This window comes from Neobacillus sp. DZ-9 (assembly GCF_059587065.1).
The window spans coordinates 197,103-212,793 of sequence record NZ_JCAIOL010000004.1 but is presented as its reverse complement, the minus strand read 5'-3'; the positions used below and the strand labels follow the sequence as shown (position 1 = coordinate 212,793).

Sequence of the window (15,691 nt, the reverse complement as noted above, 5' to 3'; positions counted from 1 at the left end):
ATCATTCCTATTTCCTATCACGTTTGAGAAAAATTTTTTCAAGACCAAGAAAACATGTACCAACTCAAATTTCAAACGGTGGATTAAAAGCCAGGAAAGTTTTAAAGGAAAGATACAGGATAGGTGTTGTAACTACTTGAACAATATTTGGGATATATTCAATCATCTTGCTAGGTAAAACAATATAAACTTCTTTACATGGAGCTACTTAAATGAGGATTTTGTAGTGGTCTTAAAAGGGAGGTTTTTTTGGAAATTAAGGATAAAATCATCGCTAGTATATAGACGACTTACCAAAAATAAAAATGCGATTCCTATAAATGTTATCAGGAATCGCCTATATAAAAGCATTATTTACTTAGATCGCTTTAGATGCTGTTTCAACACCCTCGATCCTCTCAGGCTTTAACTTCTTTATTGCAAATCCAGTGGCACCATAAACTAAATCGAATAATGGGACAAAGAAGGCTAGAAAAACATATGGGAAATAGGCATATGGCGATACCGCCAACATCTGCGAACAATAGATTGCGTTCGAATTCCACGGAATAACCGGTGCGCCCATCGTCCCAACATCCTCGATATTACGTGAAAGATTTTCTGGCGCCAAATTATTATTTTTAAAGACATTTTTCATAAGTGAACCCGCTACAATTGAAGTTAATAACATCGATGAGCCAATCATATTTGTGATTAATGCGATTACCATTGTAGCTAGTGTTATTCTAAATGTAGAGCCGTGGGTTCGTTTGACTAATGGCTCCACTAAAGAACTAAGAATCCCAGATTGTTCCAGCATTCCCGTTACACACATGGCTAAAAGGACAACAAGGAATGAGCTCATTAAACTGTAGAGCCCGCCTCTGCTTAGGATGGGGTCAACTAACTTACTGCCGCTTTTAAACACAAATCCATTGGTCATGATATCAAACATTTTTGTTAAATTATATCCCTGAGTAAAAACAGCCACAGCCAGACCGCTAAACACTCCCATTAACAGCGAAACAATAGCTGGAATGCCCCTTACGAGCATTACTAGTACAACCAGGAGAGGAATCAATGAAATCCAGGATAAATTGAAATGCTTTGATATTACACCAGTAATTTGTTGAATCTCCTGTATATTCGCTCCGTCTTTTCCATACTTTAAGCCTAAAATGATAAATATAATTGCTGTTAGAATATACGCTGGGACAGTTGACCATAACATATGTTTAACGTGTGACATTACTTTAGAGCCGGCAACGGTAGCTGCTAAAATTGTACTATCAGACAAGGGTGACAATTTATCTCCGAAGAAGGAACCACAAATAATGGCACCTGCTGTCATTGCTTGGGGAACTCCAAGTGCATTACCAACTGTCATTAAGGCCAAACCCACTGTACCCAAAGTCCCCCATGAAGTTCCGGTTGCAAGAGATGTTGCAGATGTAAGGAGCAAGGCCGTGATTAAAAAATATTGCGGCGAAATTAATTCTAAGCCCCAATACATAACATAAGGGATTGTACCAGAAGCCATCCAGGTAGCAATCAACACGCCAACTACTAAAATAATTGTATTCGGCTCAAAAGATTGCTTACCCATCTCCCAAGCCATATTTTGAACCTCATTATATTTATATCCCAGTTTCATGACAAGCAGGCTTACAACAATCCATAACAACAAGAACATTAATTCCAGAGATGCACCAAAACCAAGTGTTCCTGTAAGCAGCAGGCCGAAAAAGATTAAGACAGAAACCACTGCATATTTAAATGATACCGGAAATTTATAAGACTTTTTTTCCCATTCAGCAGTTGCATTTCCTTGATTTTCAGGTTTGTTCCCCATACACAGAACCTCACAATTCAATTAGTTTTTAAAAACTATATTTGTCATAGTTTAGCTTAATCTGTTTCCATGCGTGCTCTAGTAATGATCTTGTACAAGCAATATTTACTCTTACAAAGTTACCACTATCTTTACCATATGAACTCCCCTGATTGACTCTAACCCCTGCGTCTGTAAAAAATTCAGCCAATTCAGTACCGGTGAGGCCTAGCCCTTCACAGTCAATCCATAACAAATAGGAACAATCAGGATACTGAACTTTTAACTTCGGTAAATGTTTATGGATATAGTTAATCGAAAAATCAATATTGCTTCGTAAATAAGCATTTAATTCATCCACATAATAATCGCATTCATTATACGCAGTGATTAAAGCCTCAACTCCTAAATAGTTATAATCAAAGTGATATTTTGCGTAAATATCATCAAATGCTTTCTTCATATTTTTATTTTTTACAATCACATAAGCACTAAAAAAGGATGCTAGATTAAAGGTTTTACTAGGGGAGTTCATCACCACAACATGTTCATCCTCTTCCTCACAAATCTCTAAAAAGGAGTGAAAGGGCAGCCCTTTGTGAATCATGTCACTATGAATTTCATCACTTATAATTATCACGTTATTCCCGCGACATAAATCATACATTTTCTTCATTTCCTCTTTTGTCCATACCCGCCCGATTGGATTAGCAGGATTACATACAAGGAGTATTTTCACATCGGGCATCTTTAGTTTGTCTTCTAAATCTTCAAAATCAATCTGATAACCATCTTCTTTGTGGTAAATTAATCGATTGTCGATTGCTTTTCTATTAAAATTCTCAATTACCTTTTTAAAGGTGGCATAGACAGGAGGCTGTATCACTACTTTGTCACCCGGATTGGTATAAGCATCTAAAAACATCCATAACGCACCTGTCATTAATCCAGGCGCATAACTAATTTCGTCCCCCCTTATATCAATTTTATGATGACGGACATACCAACCTTTAATAGCATCAGTAAATCGATCACGCGGAAAATACCCATAACCAAATACGCCAAAATCCACCTTTTCCCTTACAGCGTCTAATACTTCACGCGGTGCCTTGTAATCAGTATCGGCAATGCCCAGCGGAATCAATGTGCCGCCTTCCCCTTCATTGTCCCATTTATCGGAATCAGAACCAATTCGATTAATCGTTTCATCAAAGTTGTGAATCATGCTTACCCCTCATTTTCCTTAAAATCACTGCGAATGCGTTTCCATTTTTGCGTAAACCAATAACATTATCAAATAAGCTTTTTTTCACTTTCTTTTAAAATCAACAAGGACTTCATCTGATATTTTGCCGCCAGAACTTCAGTCTCTCTCGCATGGTTCGATTATATCCCACCACTGGTAATTAAATAATCACTTTTTCTGCTTTTACATGATCCAATGCCTTGCATAAATCCTTTAGAAGATCATTTTTATCTTCAATGCCGCAGCTCAGCCGCACTAATCCGTCTGTCACCCCTAATTCAAACCTTTCTTTTTCAGGAATTACGGCATGGGACATGGTGTACGGAAAGGATAATATTGATTCTACACCCCCTAAGCTAACGGCCACTATAGGAATGCTTACATGCGCAAAAAAGTCCTTCACATTTTCATAGCTTCCTAAATCAAAGGTTAAGACAGCACCACCGCTGCTTGCTTGGGAAAAATGGATCTCTCTTCCGTTATGATTTTCAAGGCCCGGGTAATAAACAGCCTTCACCTTGCTATGTTTTTGAAGCTCTTTCGCAATAAATACCGCATTTTCTACTTCCTTTTCCATACGGATTTTCATGGTCTTGATTCCTCTTAAAATTAACCAACAATCATATGGGGGGAGCATACTGCCAAGCATTTTTTGAGTTTTGAATAACGTCTCCGCAATGTCTTGATCGTTGGTCACAACCAATCCGGCGGTTACATCACTATGGCCATTGATAAATTTTGTCGCACTATGTATGACAATATCAACTCCAAATTTAATCGGATTTTGGAAAATCGGTGTCATAAACGTATTGTCGATGATGGTCAGCAAGTTGTATTTCTTTGCTAACTTAACAACACCTCTAATATCGGTAACTGTTAATAGGGGATTAGATGGTGTCTCAATATAAATTCCTTTTGTATTTCCCTTGATTGCCTTCTTCCAGGCGTTTAGATCTGTCTCATCCACGAAAGTGTATTCAATTCCATATCTCGGAAACATCTCTGTTACGAGCTGATAGGCTCCCCCGTAAATATCTTTAGGAAGGACTACGTGATCCCCTTGTGAGAAGTTAAGCAGTACCGCAGAAATTGCCGCCATACCGGAAGAAAAGGCATAACTATATTTAGCAAACTCCAAACCGGAAATCGTTTCCTCTAATGCTTTCCTTGTTGGGTTACCAAAACGTGTATAGGTAAACTCTTGTGATTCCGGAAATTGAGCTTGATGAAAGGTAGAGGCTTGATAGATAGGTACGGATGAGCTTCCGGTATGTAGATCAGTCAACGGACCACCGTGAATTAATTTTGTATCTAGCTCCATTTTCTTCACCTCCATTTTTATTTATCTATTACCGCAACAACTTCTATTTCAACTAAGGCGTTTTTAGGCAGTTTTTCAACCGCAACAGCTGTTCTTGCAGGGTAGGGAAAACTAAAAAATTCTTTATATACTTCATTCATGGCATTGAAATCATTCATATCATTTAGAAAAACGGTTGTTTTTAAGATATCATCCATCGACGCGCCATTTTCTTTGAGTATTGCTTTTACATTTAATAGAGATTGTCTTGTTTGATCTTCAATTTTATCGCTAGGAAATTCGTTTATTTCTGGGTCAATTGGAAGCTGCCCAGACGTATAAATCAAATTAGCTATTTTACGGTATACCGAATAAGGACCAATCGCTGCAGGATATTTTTCCATTAAAAACACTCTCCTAAATAATTTTTTATTATTCAAACTAAAATTAATGTGAAACGACAGTGAAATCACTGTCCTTTTCTTGTATATTTCGAATGCTATTTGTGATGTTATCCGGAACGTCTAAGGGACAGACAGGACCACACTTTCACTATTTAATCTATTCTAAGCAGGGGAGTATTCAACCTGCTTTTCTTCTGCAAGATATAACCCTTCTTCGTCTAAAGGGGTAAATACCCGAAATTTTCTCAATTGCTTCCCATAAACATGTATCGTGATAGCTGGTTTATTACCCACCCCCTCCAAGATATGACAGTCTGCTGGAGGTAGCAGCTTTCCTGTATTCTGCTCGTTTACAATGATGGTATCAGTATGCTGTAACTTAACAATATTGCTCCCAGATAATTCATCTAATCGTATATAGTTAGTCACTTTAACCTTACCCGCGACAACTCCTTCTGCTCCCCATGTATCATCGTGATCATGAAGAGTGGTCTTCTGGCCGGGCTTCCAGACTAGCGCGATCACTTCGAAACGATCCTCTGGGTCAAAATACAATAGATGTCGCGAGTACCCATCCTCACTTGGCCTTCTCTTCTCAGCAGGAAGCCATGATTGGGATTGAATTAATTTACCAACCAACCTTTCCGCTTCCACAACACATTCGTTATCATTCTGACTCCGTTCAACCATATCGGTCATATCCTGAACAAAATCTTTGAAATCATATTCATTAGTGTGAACTATCCTAATTCCTCCTCAATATGCTGATGTTTTACTTTCCTGTAGGGGAAAGTTGCTTGAATGCTTGTTCTAACTGAAGTAGAGCTTTTACCACAGTAGAGCGGGGACATGCGATATTCATTCTCATAAAGCCTTCTCCCCCTAGACCATAAATGTGACCTTCATTCAAGGCCAATCTAAGCTGTTTTCATCCGGTTAATTTCCTGATCGAAGTTGTAATTCATTTCGCATCCCCCCTATCTAGTTAACTACTACACCAAACTATATAGATTCATAAATTCAAAGCTTCTGCATTTTTTATAATCATATAGATGGCTACGGTGATGACAACAGCAAAGAATACATAGTTAAGGGTTTGTCGTTGTTTGCTTAAACGCTTTGCAACGAACGTACCAAAGATGCCCCCTATAAATCCGCCGCATACAAGTGCCAGTACTACGAACCAATTAACCAATCCAGAAAGGCTGTAATTTAGTGCCGTTGTGAGCCCAAAAGTTCCTACAGAAAACAAAGATGTACCTATTGCTTCAACGATAGCCATATTTGTGGCAACAAGTAAGGAAGGAACAACCAAAAATCCGCCGCCAATGCCAAAAAATCCAGAGGCTAATCCTGTCATAACTCCGAATAGGGTTAACTTTTTTCCATTAAATTTATCCATTTAACTCATACCTTCTGTTTCTGTATTTGCTACCTGTTTTACAGTCTTTTTGGGTAGGATCATTTTAATGGCCATAAAAATCATAAGTAAGGCAAAAAGAAACAGCAATTTCTTGCTCGGTAAAAGCTTGCCAAGATAAGAACCAAAGAAGGCTCCAACTACACCTGGTATAGCAAATACGATTGCCGGTCTCCAATGAACATGGCCTGCACGTGAATGAGGTATAAGATTCAGGAAGGCATTAATGGAAACAGCTAGGGCTGTACTGCCGATTACAATATGCGGGTCTTTCACCCCGACCACATAAAGCAAAAGAGGAACAGCTAAAATGGAGCCGCCACCACCAATAAGTCCTAAAGTAAAGCCAATAATTCCTCCTGAAGCAACTGTGAGAATCCATTGAAGAATCGTCATTCGATAACTCCTTTTTACATTTCACGATGTACTAGTTAATATCGCAATATTTGTTCCGGCTTATAATCTTTTCCCTTTAGCAGTAAGCTCAGTGGAATTCAATGCTTTATTATTCTCTTTTACCCATTGATCAAACCCGCCTGTTAAATTAAGGACTTGGTCAAATCCATTTGCTTTCAATAGACTAACGGCAATGGCCGATCTTGCGCCTGATTTACAATTGACAAGAAGTGGTTTTTCTCTAGTAATCTCGTTCATTCTGTCTTTTAGATGTCCAAGCATGATATGGTGAGCCTGCGGAATATGCCCTGTCATCCATTCACTGTACCGACGAACATCAAGAACATAATACTCATCAAACCTATCCATAATCTCTTTCGGTTCAACTGCTTTATAATCCGCGACATCCATTTCGTTCAATTCGAGCTGTTCAATGAACGTGCTATCCATTGCAGCTTTAACCTGATCAAGTCCAATTGATCGTAATGCTTTCAGCGTTTTCGCTTCATTTTCTCCACTTACCAATAAATAGATCGACTGATCATATTCAAGCAGCCATCCGGCCCAAGTCACAAAGGATTGATTGTAGGGTAGGTTGATGGTTCCCGCAATATGTTTTTCCGCAAATTGCTTCGCCGGCCGGGTATCCACCACAATACCGTTTTGGGTCCATTCCTGAACGACGGTTAACGAAGTTTGTGCATGAAGGACAGGCTCAAGGTTTTCGATTAGGGTCGTCCCTTGTTTATTTAGTCGTTTCATGATTCCAAAATATTTTGGCGCCTCAGGCTGCCCGGAAAGTAATGCTTCGATAAATAGATCTTCCTCATCATATTGCAACGCCCAGTTTGCTAGCTTTTCATATCCAACCGTTGTCGAAGGCACTGCCCCCAGTGATTTCCCGCATGCACTACCTGCTCCGTGCGCCGGCCATACTTGTAAATAGTCTGGTAGCTGTTTAAATCGCTGCAAGGATTTAAACATTTTTTTTGCTAACGAATAGGCCGAACCATTTACACCAGCAGCTTTCTCCAGTAAGTCAGGACGGCCCACATCTCCGACAAAAACAAAGTCACCTGTAAAGAGGCCAATAGGAGCTTGGACTGCTGCGCCGCCATCTGTCAATAAAAATGAAAGATGTTCCGGTGTATGCCCTGGAGTATGAAGAACTTCAAAGGTTAAATTCCCGATTGAAAAGCTATCCCCGTCTTTGAGCAATTGGGAATCGTACTGATCGAAAAACTGATACTTCCAATCGGCATCCCCTTCATCTGAGAGATAAAGTTTGGCCCCTGTTTTGGAAGCCAGCTCCTTTGAACCAGAAATATAATCGGCGTGAATATGTGTCTCCGTAACACCTGTAATCGATAATCCATTGGCATGCGCAGCATTCAAGTAAGAATGGACGTCGCGGGAAGGGTCAATCACAATGGCTGCTCCCTTAGCTTGACACCCGACCAAATAAGAGGCATGAGCCAATTTCTCATCATAAAAATATTTAATTAACATGAAATTGAACACTCCTTTAGAAGTCGATTATTTTAATTTAGGTTCAGAAGCAAGGGTTAAAAGTGCTTTAACAAAATGAATACTCCGTTGAACGGCAGGCTCTTTGATTAATTTGAATACGGTAAAGATGGTCACAGGTGAATGGTCTTTGTCCGCTTCTTTTTTTGCCCGCTGAATCAAATCCCAACCATTTTCAACCTTTTGCTGGATCGGACCTGCGATTTCTTGTGCCCCCTTATATAAATAATCAACGGACTCTTGATCTCGGGAAATCGATAATAGGAATTCCATAATTGGTTCTACCATTGACAAGTATTTAGTATATTTCGGAAGGTTATGGACCAGTGCCATTAATGCTTCCAATGAATCTTTAGTGGGAATGTATTTACCGATTTCATCTTCTAATCCTCCCAATAAATATTCCGTCGATTCTTTATCATTTAGAACGGATTTAATAAAAGCAATATTTCGTTCTAGGGCAGAATACTGGTCAACAAGTTCGGGTAGTTTTTCCAGTGTTTGGATTAAACTGTTTTGTATTTCCTTCTGACTCAATAATGAAAGTAATGGTTGGAGATTAGATAAGTGATCAATGGTTGTTTTCTGCATATTCTTCCTCTCACTAACACGTTTTTTTATAGCAGGCCTTTTAGCATTCCGTTCCAATATACAATGGGGAGTACCTGCTTCTTTAATAGATACATACTGTATCTTTCCTTTGCTTGATCAAAAGGAAAGCTTTCATCCGGCTTAGAATCATAATCAAACTCTGCTAAAACTAAGCTTCCATATCCCGTTACGAGTGGGCACGAAGTATAGCCGTTGTACTTTTGGATACCTGTCTTTTGGTTCATTAAACATAACAAGTTCTGAACAAGAACCGGAGCTTGTTTGCGAATAGCGGCACCAGTTTTTGATGTTGGTAAATTGGTACAGTCGCCTATTCCAAAGACATTTCCATATTTTTTATGGCGCAATGTATATTGATCTACATCCACCCAGCCAGTATCTGCAGCTAATGGACTTTTCTTAATGAAATCAGGCGAACTCATCGGCGGGACGACATGAATCATATCATAGGAAATCGTTACCAACTCATCCGTCGAAAGGTTTTTAAAATAGGCCTTTTTTTGCGTTGCATTTATTTCCACTAAATTGTGTAGATAATGCGTTTCAATTCCTTTTCTTTCAATTACGCTGTTCAATGTATCTGCATATTTTTTGACTCCAAAAATACTCCCCGCTCCCGAGAAAAAGTGGATCGCGGAATTCGAGCGAACCCCTGATTTTCGAAAGTAATCATCCGCCAGATACATGATTTTTTGTGGTGCACCACCACATTTAACCGGTGTATTCGGATTTGTAAAGATGGCATTCCCGCCGCTGAAATTGCGGATATTTTCCCAAGTACTTTCGACATAATCGAAAGAGTAATTACTGCAAACGCCATTCTTGCCAATGCTCTCTTTTAAACCTTTCACCTTGTGCCAGTCAATTTGAATACCTGCTGCCACCACTAAAAAGTCATAACTCAGTTTGTTGCCCGAAGCTGTTACAACTGACTGTTCATCTGGAAAAAACGCTTCAACCGCTTCTTTAATCCATGCAATGCCATCTGGAATTAAAGTGGACTGTTCTCTCTCTGTTACCTTTTTATCAACAACCCCGCCACCAACCAATGTCCATAGTGGCTGGAAATAATGTTTTTCAGCAGGGTCAATAATGGCAATTTTTCCATATAGAGCCCGTGATTCTTTTAATAGACGTGCTGCCACTGTAATACCGCCACTTCCGCCGCCAACAATAATCACTTTGTAGTCTGTTAAATCATTCATATAAACCCTCCTCTAGTCATCTACGTTTACGCAGATTTAAGCTACATTTTTTTAATTTCCTCCACCTTCCTTTTCGATATTAATGCAAGTATTGTGCCAAAATAAAATCCTTGTTAATTCAACCTTCCTACTTCCGAATAAGATGGGAATTTATCATTTCTGCTATGAATATAGTGTAAATCTGCCGTTCCGTACTGTTTTTCGATTCCCAGGTTTGAAAATATTTTCTTAATTATTCAAAAAAAGATTGCAATTGAAATTTGCAATCCTAAGGTAAAGTTATAAGATTCTGTCGTTCTAACTTGCGGGAAAGTGACGAGTAACGAGTTTTCCATTCTTCCTCAGCTTGGGGGTACCGTCCCTTGCCTATGAACAAAGTTTATTTAAAAATTGTAATGTCCGTTCATGCCCTGTATGTTCAAAAATTTGTTGAGGTGTTCCTTCTTCAACGATTACACCTTTATCAATAAATACGACTTTATCTGCTGCTTCACGCGCAAAATTCATTTCATGTGTCACTACAACCATGGTCATTCCTTCTTTAGCAAGTTCTTTCATGACCTTTAGAACCTCACCAACTAACTCAGGATCTAACGCGGAAGTAGGTTCATCAAAAAGCAGAACTTCAGGTTCCATTGCCATCGCCCGTGCAATTCCTACACGTTGTTGTTGTCCACCGGATAGCTGGGATGGATAGTGGTTCGCCCGTTCCGATAATCCTACCTTTTCGAGCAATTGAAGAGCCTTCGTACGAGAGGCTTGCTTGTCTTGTTTACGAACGTAAACAAGACCTTCCATAACATTTTCAAGTGCAGTCATATGAGGGAACAAATTGTAACCTTGGAAAACCATACCCGTTTGTTGACGGAACTTAATCACCTTATCTTTCGAAACTGGTTTTTTATCCTGAAAATCCAAAGAAAACTTTCCAAGCTTAATGGTCCCTTTTGTAGGCGTTTCCAATAAATTCAGGCAACGTAACAAGGTTGTTTTCCCTGAACCCGATGGCCCAATAATACAAACTGTATTGCCTTCCTCAATTTTTAGATCGATTCCCTTTAAAACCTCAGTTTGTCCAAATTGTTTATGCAGGTTCTTTATTTCAATCATGTAGTTTTCCCCCTATCAAATTAGCCCGTCACATAACGATCGAGTCGTTTTTCCATCTGTCCTTGTGCATTCGAAAGAACGGTACTGAAAATCAAATAAATAAATCCTGCTAGACAATAGAGTATCAACGGTTCATAGGTTGTTGCGGTAATTTGCTGAGCAACTCTAAACATTTCAGTCACCGTAATGGTAGCGGCCAACGATGTATCCTTTACCAAGCTAATAAAACTGTTTGCCAAAGGCGGGACAGATACCCTTGTTGCCTGAGGGAGAATAATTCTTTTTAATGCCTGCGGATAGCTCATCCCAATAGAATAAGCCGCCTCCCATTGACCTTTGGAAATGGAGAGTATTGCCGCACGAATAATCTCTGAGTTGTAGGCGCCAACACTAATCGTAAAACCGATAATCGCAGAAGGAAGGGGGCCAATCGTAATGCCTATACTCGGAAGGCCATAGAAAATGATAAACAACTGAACAAGCAGCGGTGTTCCTCTAACCACCCATACATAAAATCTTGCAATAGCGTCCAAAAGTTTAATTCCCGAGATTCGAGCTAATGCTGTAAGTAAAGCAAGAAGGAGTCCCAGAAAAAAGGATACTAATGTCAAGGGAACCGTAAACGCAACCCCAGCTTTTAACATCGGGAAAAACGAATTTACAATGATGTCAACAATTCGGTCCATTCTTTCGTCTGCAAACATGTAGAACCCTCCCTATTTTGAAACATCTTTTCCAAAGTATTTTTGTGAAATACTTAAATATTTACCATCCTTCATCATGTCAGAAAGCGCTTTATTTACAGCCTCTACCAATTCTTTATTCCCTTTTCTCATCATGACTCCCATTTTTGCCGGTTCATCAAGTTCTGCGACGGATTTAACTGGTGCATCAGGCTTTTGCTTTTTGAAATCAAGGTAGGATAGTCCGTCATTTACAACCGCATCCGCACGTTTTGAAAGTAATAAATCAATGGATTGATTAAAACCTTCTACTCCAACGATCTCAGCACCATAAGATGCTGCTATATTTTTATAGTTACTAGTTAATGTCTGAGCCGATTTTTTTCCTTTCAAATCTTTAAATGATTTAATCGTATTATTGTCCTTGTGAACAATTAAGAAAGGTTTTGACATAATATACGGCTCTGAAAAATCGTATTTCTTCTGGCGGTCAGGAGTAATTCCCACATTATTAGCAATAATATCGAACCGCTTCGAATCGAGTCCTGCGAACATACCGTCCCATTGGGTTTCAATGAATTCTGGTTTCACACCAACTCTTTTTGCGACTTCCTCCGCGATTTCAACATCAAAACCAGTTAACTTCCCTGAAGAATCATGGTAACTAAAAGGTGCAAAAGTTCCTTCTGTTCCAATTTTAATGGTCCCATTCGATTTAATTTGCTCTAGCAAATCCTTCCCCGCATCTGCCTGTTTGCCTGGTTGACTTGCTGCCTGATTTTCGGGCTTTCCGCATGCAGATAATAGAAGTGCTACGAGTATCGAAAAAGCGATGATGATGAAACTCTTTTTCATAAATAATTTCCCCCCTATATTTTTAAAAAATGGATGATTTGCAGATTTTCAGTTTCACTATTCTGTATCATTGAAATATTCTGTAAATTTTGCCTATATTTTTCAACTGGACTTCACCTCCACCTTTTCGTAATCATTTAATGCAAGAGTTGTGCCAAAATAAAATCCTTGTTAATTCAACATCCCTACTATCGAACTAATTGAGAAATTCCCATTTCCGCGACGAATATAGTGATAACCTACCGCTCCGTACTGTTTTTCGGTTCCCAAATTCGAAAAAAATATTTCCAAATATTCAAAATATCCCCCGTGGAGACGAAAAAAGATTGCAAATGAAATTTGCAATCTTAGGTAAAGTGATCAAACTTTTAGATTGTATCGTTCTAGCTTACGATAAAGTGTCGATAAACTAATTTTCAATTCTTCCGCTACTTTTTCCTTATCTTTTCGATCATGACCACCTAAGAAGAAACTTTGGATAATGGATTTTTCATATTCGGCCACCATCTCATCTAAACTTAACCCTCCGGTATGAATAGGTGCTTGAAATTGGTACATATAATCCGGAAGATCATGAAAGCCAAGTACATCCGATTCTGCCATATTCACCATATACTCCACAACATTTTCCAACTGTCTAATATTCCCGGGCCAATCATATTGGATTAGCCATTGTTCCAATTGTGGATCCATAGTTAAGTACATACGACTTAAGTTCGAACAATATTTACAAATGAAGTACTGGAGAAAGAAGGGAATGTCGTCCCTCCTCTCCTTCAATAACTTTGTATGCAGCGGGATCACATTGATTCGATAATATAAATCCTCACGAAATGTACCGTTTTGAACCATTTCTTCTAAATTGCGATGCGTTGCTGTAATCACCCGAACATTTACAGGCAGTGATTTGTTTCCTCCCACTCTTTCAATCTCTTTTTCCTGTAATACCCTAAGAAGTTTAGGCTGCAGGGAAAGAGGAAGATCTCCTATTTCATCAAGAAAGATAGTTCCATTATTCGCCAGCTCAAACTTCCCTGCTTTTCCCTCCCGGTTTGCCCCGGTAAAAGCCCCGCCCGCATAGCCAAACAATTCACTTTCCAGTAGATTCTCCGGTATAGCGGCACAATTAACCGCAACAAAGGGGTGGTTTTTCCGATTCCCTTCATAATGAATGGCCTTAGCCAATACCTCTTTTCCCGTTCCCGTTGCGCCTCTAATTAAAATATTTGCCATGCTATTTACAATGCGCTTGGCCTTACGGATTACATCTTTCATATCCTCATTTTTGCTGATGAAGCCATCAAAGGTAATGACTTTATTCGAATTTAATGTATCTTCGTAGAAATGGCATTGTGCTTGGAATCTTTCATTCTGCGAGATTAACTGAGATTCCACTACCAGACTCAGATGTTGGAGAAATTTCTTGAGTGAATCAGCATTTTCGATCATCTTTTCTTTTTGTTCTGTAGAAAAGCCCATGAGCCCGATGACTCCTAATGTTTCACTTCCCTTGACGATTGGATAACCAATGGTTGCTGTCTCTTTACATTCCTTAAAAAATTTACAGCTCATACAATGGGATTCATTTTTAATGACATCATAGGTCATATCGGGTCTGCCAGTCTTCATTACAGCCCGCAACAAGGAGCCATCAGGTGCGGGTTTGCCAATTTGATGTTGATAACTTCCTGTTCCACTAACCCGATTTCCGCTTCGATCAAGGATGGTGATATCAAAGCCAAGTACCGCTGTAAGGTTCTCTGAAAATAGTTGAATAAATTCCTGATTTTGAGTGATACCCCTCACTGTTTCTCCCTCCTACAACTCATGTGCTTTTAAAATTTTTCACTGTCCTTTATCCCTATGCAATTTTCAAGCCAACTTTAAATTCCAAAAAACTATGTACGAAAAAAAGCAAAACACCCATTGTTTTGCCATTTTTTCTTTTTTTCCGTTATACACTTATATAAATGATTATACTAGATTTTTCAATAATGAAAATTTTTTCCGAAAGTTGATAAAATTTTCAGACGTTTGAGTAACAAAACTTTACTGAAAGAGCGAAGTGTTGGCATATAACGCTGTGGATCCGCCAGAGTGCACAAATAGAATGTTATCTTCCCTCTTAAAGAAGCCTTTTTGGATCAAATCAATGAGTCCCGCTGCCGCTTTACCAGTATAGACTGGATCCAGCAAAATCCCTTCTGTTCTTGCGATGAGCTTGACGGCCTCGACCATTTCTGGCGTAGGTATAGCATAGCCTGGTCCGACATACTCATCATAACACGTAACCGCCTCACGAGGGATTGAACTTGGGATGCCAATATGTGCTGATGTTTCTTTAACAAGCTGAAAGACTTTCTCTTCTTGTTCCGCTTTACCTCTGCTTACATTGATTCCAATTACGGGTATATTACTTTGATTTCCATAAAAGCCCGTCACCAAACCTGCATGCATTCCGCCGCTGCCGCTTACACAAACGACGGCATTGACCGAGACTCCTTGATCGAAGGACTGTGCCAAAATCTCCTGAGCGCACGCAGCATATCCTGTTGCCCCAATAGGATTCGATCCCCCAACCGGAATGATATAAGGTATATGTCCTTCTTCTGTTACCTCTTTCGCTACTTGTTGCATTTCTTTCATCAAGTCTGTCCCATTCGGTACAACCTTGACTTTTTCAGCGCCCAGTAAATGATACAAGAAATAATTCCCATTAAAATCTGGCTCAGAATTGGTTAAAAGCCCCTCTTCCAATACAAGAATGCACTTCATATTCTCTTTAGCAGCAGCAGCTAGCGTTAAACGACAATGATTGGATTGAATGCCACCACAGGTAATTAACGTATCCGCACCTTTTTCTACTGCATCTGCAACAAGGAACTCCAGCTTTCTTGTTTTATTTCCACCAGCCGTCAGTCCAAGTAAATCATCCCGTTTCATATAGATGGAAGGACCCCCAAGAACCTCAGATAAATGTTGTAATTTTTCAATGGGTGTATAGGTTGGTGTATATCGCTTTCTAGGAAATTGTGCTAAATTCATATGAAATCGCCCCCACTATCCTTTGTTTAATACTAGTTACCAATAGAGCCTGCATAAACTCCTACTCCTTGAAACTGG

At 39.3% G+C, this 15,691-nt stretch carries 13 protein-coding genes and 1 pseudogene; all 14 read right to left on the bottom strand.

Annotated elements, in window-relative coordinates:
• Positions 1 to 358: 358 nt before the first annotated feature.
• Entirely contained in the window at positions 359 to 1,831 is a 1,473-nt protein-coding gene (gene nhaC, locus AC59HZ_RS12895) for a Na+/H+ antiporter NhaC (protein WP_496546222.1), read from the bottom strand.
• Between the two features lie 28 nt (positions 1,832 to 1,859).
• Positions 1,860 to 3,035 carry a MalY/PatB family protein gene (locus AC59HZ_RS12890; protein WP_496546221.1) on the bottom strand — a complete coding sequence of 392 codons (1,176 nt, stop codon included), beginning with the start codon at positions 3,033 to 3,035 and terminating at the stop codon, positions 1,860 to 1,862.
• A gap of 181 nt (positions 3,036 to 3,216) precedes the next feature.
• Positions 3,217 to 4,377 (bottom strand): trans-sulfuration enzyme family protein, encoded by a 1,161-nt coding sequence (locus tag AC59HZ_RS12885; protein WP_496546220.1) that lies wholly within the window; start codon positions 4,375 to 4,377, stop codon positions 3,217 to 3,219.
• A 17-nt stretch (positions 4,378 to 4,394) separates the two neighbouring features.
• Positions 4,395 to 4,760, bottom strand: coding sequence for a RidA family protein (locus AC59HZ_RS12880; protein ID WP_496546219.1), 366 nt, complete (start codon positions 4,758 to 4,760; stop codon positions 4,395 to 4,397).
• Between the two features lie 162 nt (positions 4,761 to 4,922).
• A complete protein-coding gene (locus AC59HZ_RS12875) occupies positions 4,923 to 5,450 on the bottom strand; it encodes a cysteine dioxygenase family protein (RefSeq protein ID WP_496546218.1) in 528 nt (175 codons plus the stop codon).
• Between the two features lie 322 nt (positions 5,451 to 5,772).
• Positions 5,773 to 6,576 (bottom strand): annotated as a pseudogene (locus AC59HZ_RS12870) (sulfite exporter TauE/SafE family protein).
• 60 nt (positions 6,577 to 6,636) lie between these two features.
• On the bottom strand, positions 6,637 to 8,085 hold the full coding sequence (locus tag AC59HZ_RS12865) for an MBL fold metallo-hydrolase (protein WP_496546217.1): 1,449 nt from the start codon (positions 8,083 to 8,085) through the stop codon (positions 6,637 to 6,639).
• A gap of 27 nt (positions 8,086 to 8,112) precedes the next feature.
• The gene (locus AC59HZ_RS12860) at positions 8,113 to 8,694 is read right to left on the bottom strand and encodes a hypothetical protein (protein WP_496546216.1); all 582 of its coding nucleotides are present in this window, start codon (positions 8,692 to 8,694) and stop codon (positions 8,113 to 8,115) included.
• A 26-nt stretch (positions 8,695 to 8,720) separates the two neighbouring features.
• Positions 8,721 to 9,920: an NAD(P)/FAD-dependent oxidoreductase gene (locus AC59HZ_RS12855; protein WP_496546215.1), complete on the bottom strand. Its 1,200-nt coding sequence runs from the start codon at positions 9,918 to 9,920 to the stop codon at positions 8,721 to 8,723.
• A 366-nt stretch (positions 9,921 to 10,286) separates the two neighbouring features.
• A complete protein-coding gene (locus AC59HZ_RS12850; protein ID WP_496546214.1) occupies positions 10,287 to 11,030 on the bottom strand; it encodes an amino acid ABC transporter ATP-binding protein in 744 nt (247 codons plus the stop codon).
• Positions 11,031 to 11,050: 20 nt separating this feature from the next.
• The gene (locus AC59HZ_RS12845; protein WP_496546213.1) at positions 11,051 to 11,734 is read right to left on the bottom strand and encodes an amino acid ABC transporter permease; all 684 of its coding nucleotides are present in this window, start codon (positions 11,732 to 11,734) and stop codon (positions 11,051 to 11,053) included.
• Positions 11,735 to 11,746: 12 nt separating this feature from the next.
• On the bottom strand, positions 11,747 to 12,568 hold the full coding sequence (locus AC59HZ_RS12840) for an amino acid ABC transporter substrate-binding protein (RefSeq protein WP_496546212.1): 822 nt from the start codon (positions 12,566 to 12,568) through the stop codon (positions 11,747 to 11,749).
• Positions 12,569 to 12,928: 360 nt separating this feature from the next.
• A complete protein-coding gene (locus tag AC59HZ_RS12835; RefSeq protein ID WP_496546211.1) occupies positions 12,929 to 14,374 on the bottom strand; it encodes a sigma-54 interaction domain-containing protein in 1,446 nt (481 codons plus the stop codon).
• Positions 14,375 to 14,617: 243 nt separating this feature from the next.
• A complete protein-coding gene (gene cuyA / locus AC59HZ_RS12830) occupies positions 14,618 to 15,613 on the bottom strand; it encodes a D-cysteate sulfo-lyase (protein ID WP_496546210.1) in 996 nt (331 codons plus the stop codon).
• Between the last annotated feature and the right edge of the window lie 78 nt (positions 15,614 to 15,691).

What these genes read in the sequence shown, in the direction of transcription:
- cuyA (WP_496546210.1), bottom strand. Translation starts at nt 15,613, where the DNA reads ATGAATTTAGCACAATTTCCTAGAAAGCGATATACACCAACCTATACA.
- nhaC (WP_496546222.1), bottom strand. Translation starts at nt 1,831, where the DNA reads ATGGGGAACAAACCTGAAAATCAAGGAAATGCAACTGCTGAATGGGAA.
- AC59HZ_RS12845 (WP_496546213.1), bottom strand. Translation starts at nt 11,734, where the DNA reads ATGTTTGCAGACGAAAGAATGGACCGAATTGTTGACATCATTGTAAAT.
- AC59HZ_RS12885 (WP_496546220.1), bottom strand. Translation starts at nt 4,377, where the DNA reads ATGGAGCTAGATACAAAATTAATTCACGGTGGTCCGTTGACTGATCTA.
- AC59HZ_RS12875 (WP_496546218.1), bottom strand. Translation starts at nt 5,450, where the DNA reads ATGGTTGAACGGAGTCAGAATGATAACGAATGTGTTGTGGAAGCGGAA.
- AC59HZ_RS12850 (WP_496546214.1), bottom strand. Translation starts at nt 11,030, where the DNA reads ATGATTGAAATAAAGAACCTGCATAAACAATTTGGACAAACTGAGGTT.
- AC59HZ_RS12890 (WP_496546221.1), bottom strand. Translation starts at nt 3,035, where the DNA reads ATGATTCACAACTTTGATGAAACGATTAATCGAATTGGTTCTGATTCC.
- AC59HZ_RS12860 (WP_496546216.1), bottom strand. Translation starts at nt 8,694, where the DNA reads ATGCAGAAAACAACCATTGATCACTTATCTAATCTCCAACCATTACTT.
- AC59HZ_RS12865 (WP_496546217.1), bottom strand. Translation starts at nt 8,085, where the DNA reads ATGTTAATTAAATATTTTTATGATGAGAAATTGGCTCATGCCTCTTAT.
- AC59HZ_RS12840 (WP_496546212.1), bottom strand. Translation starts at nt 12,568, where the DNA reads ATGAAAAAGAGTTTCATCATCATCGCTTTTTCGATACTCGTAGCACTT.
- AC59HZ_RS12880 (WP_496546219.1), bottom strand. Translation starts at nt 4,760, where the DNA reads ATGGAAAAATATCCTGCAGCGATTGGTCCTTATTCGGTATACCGTAAA.
- AC59HZ_RS12855 (WP_496546215.1), bottom strand. Translation starts at nt 9,920, where the DNA reads ATGAATGATTTAACAGACTACAAAGTGATTATTGTTGGCGGCGGAAGT.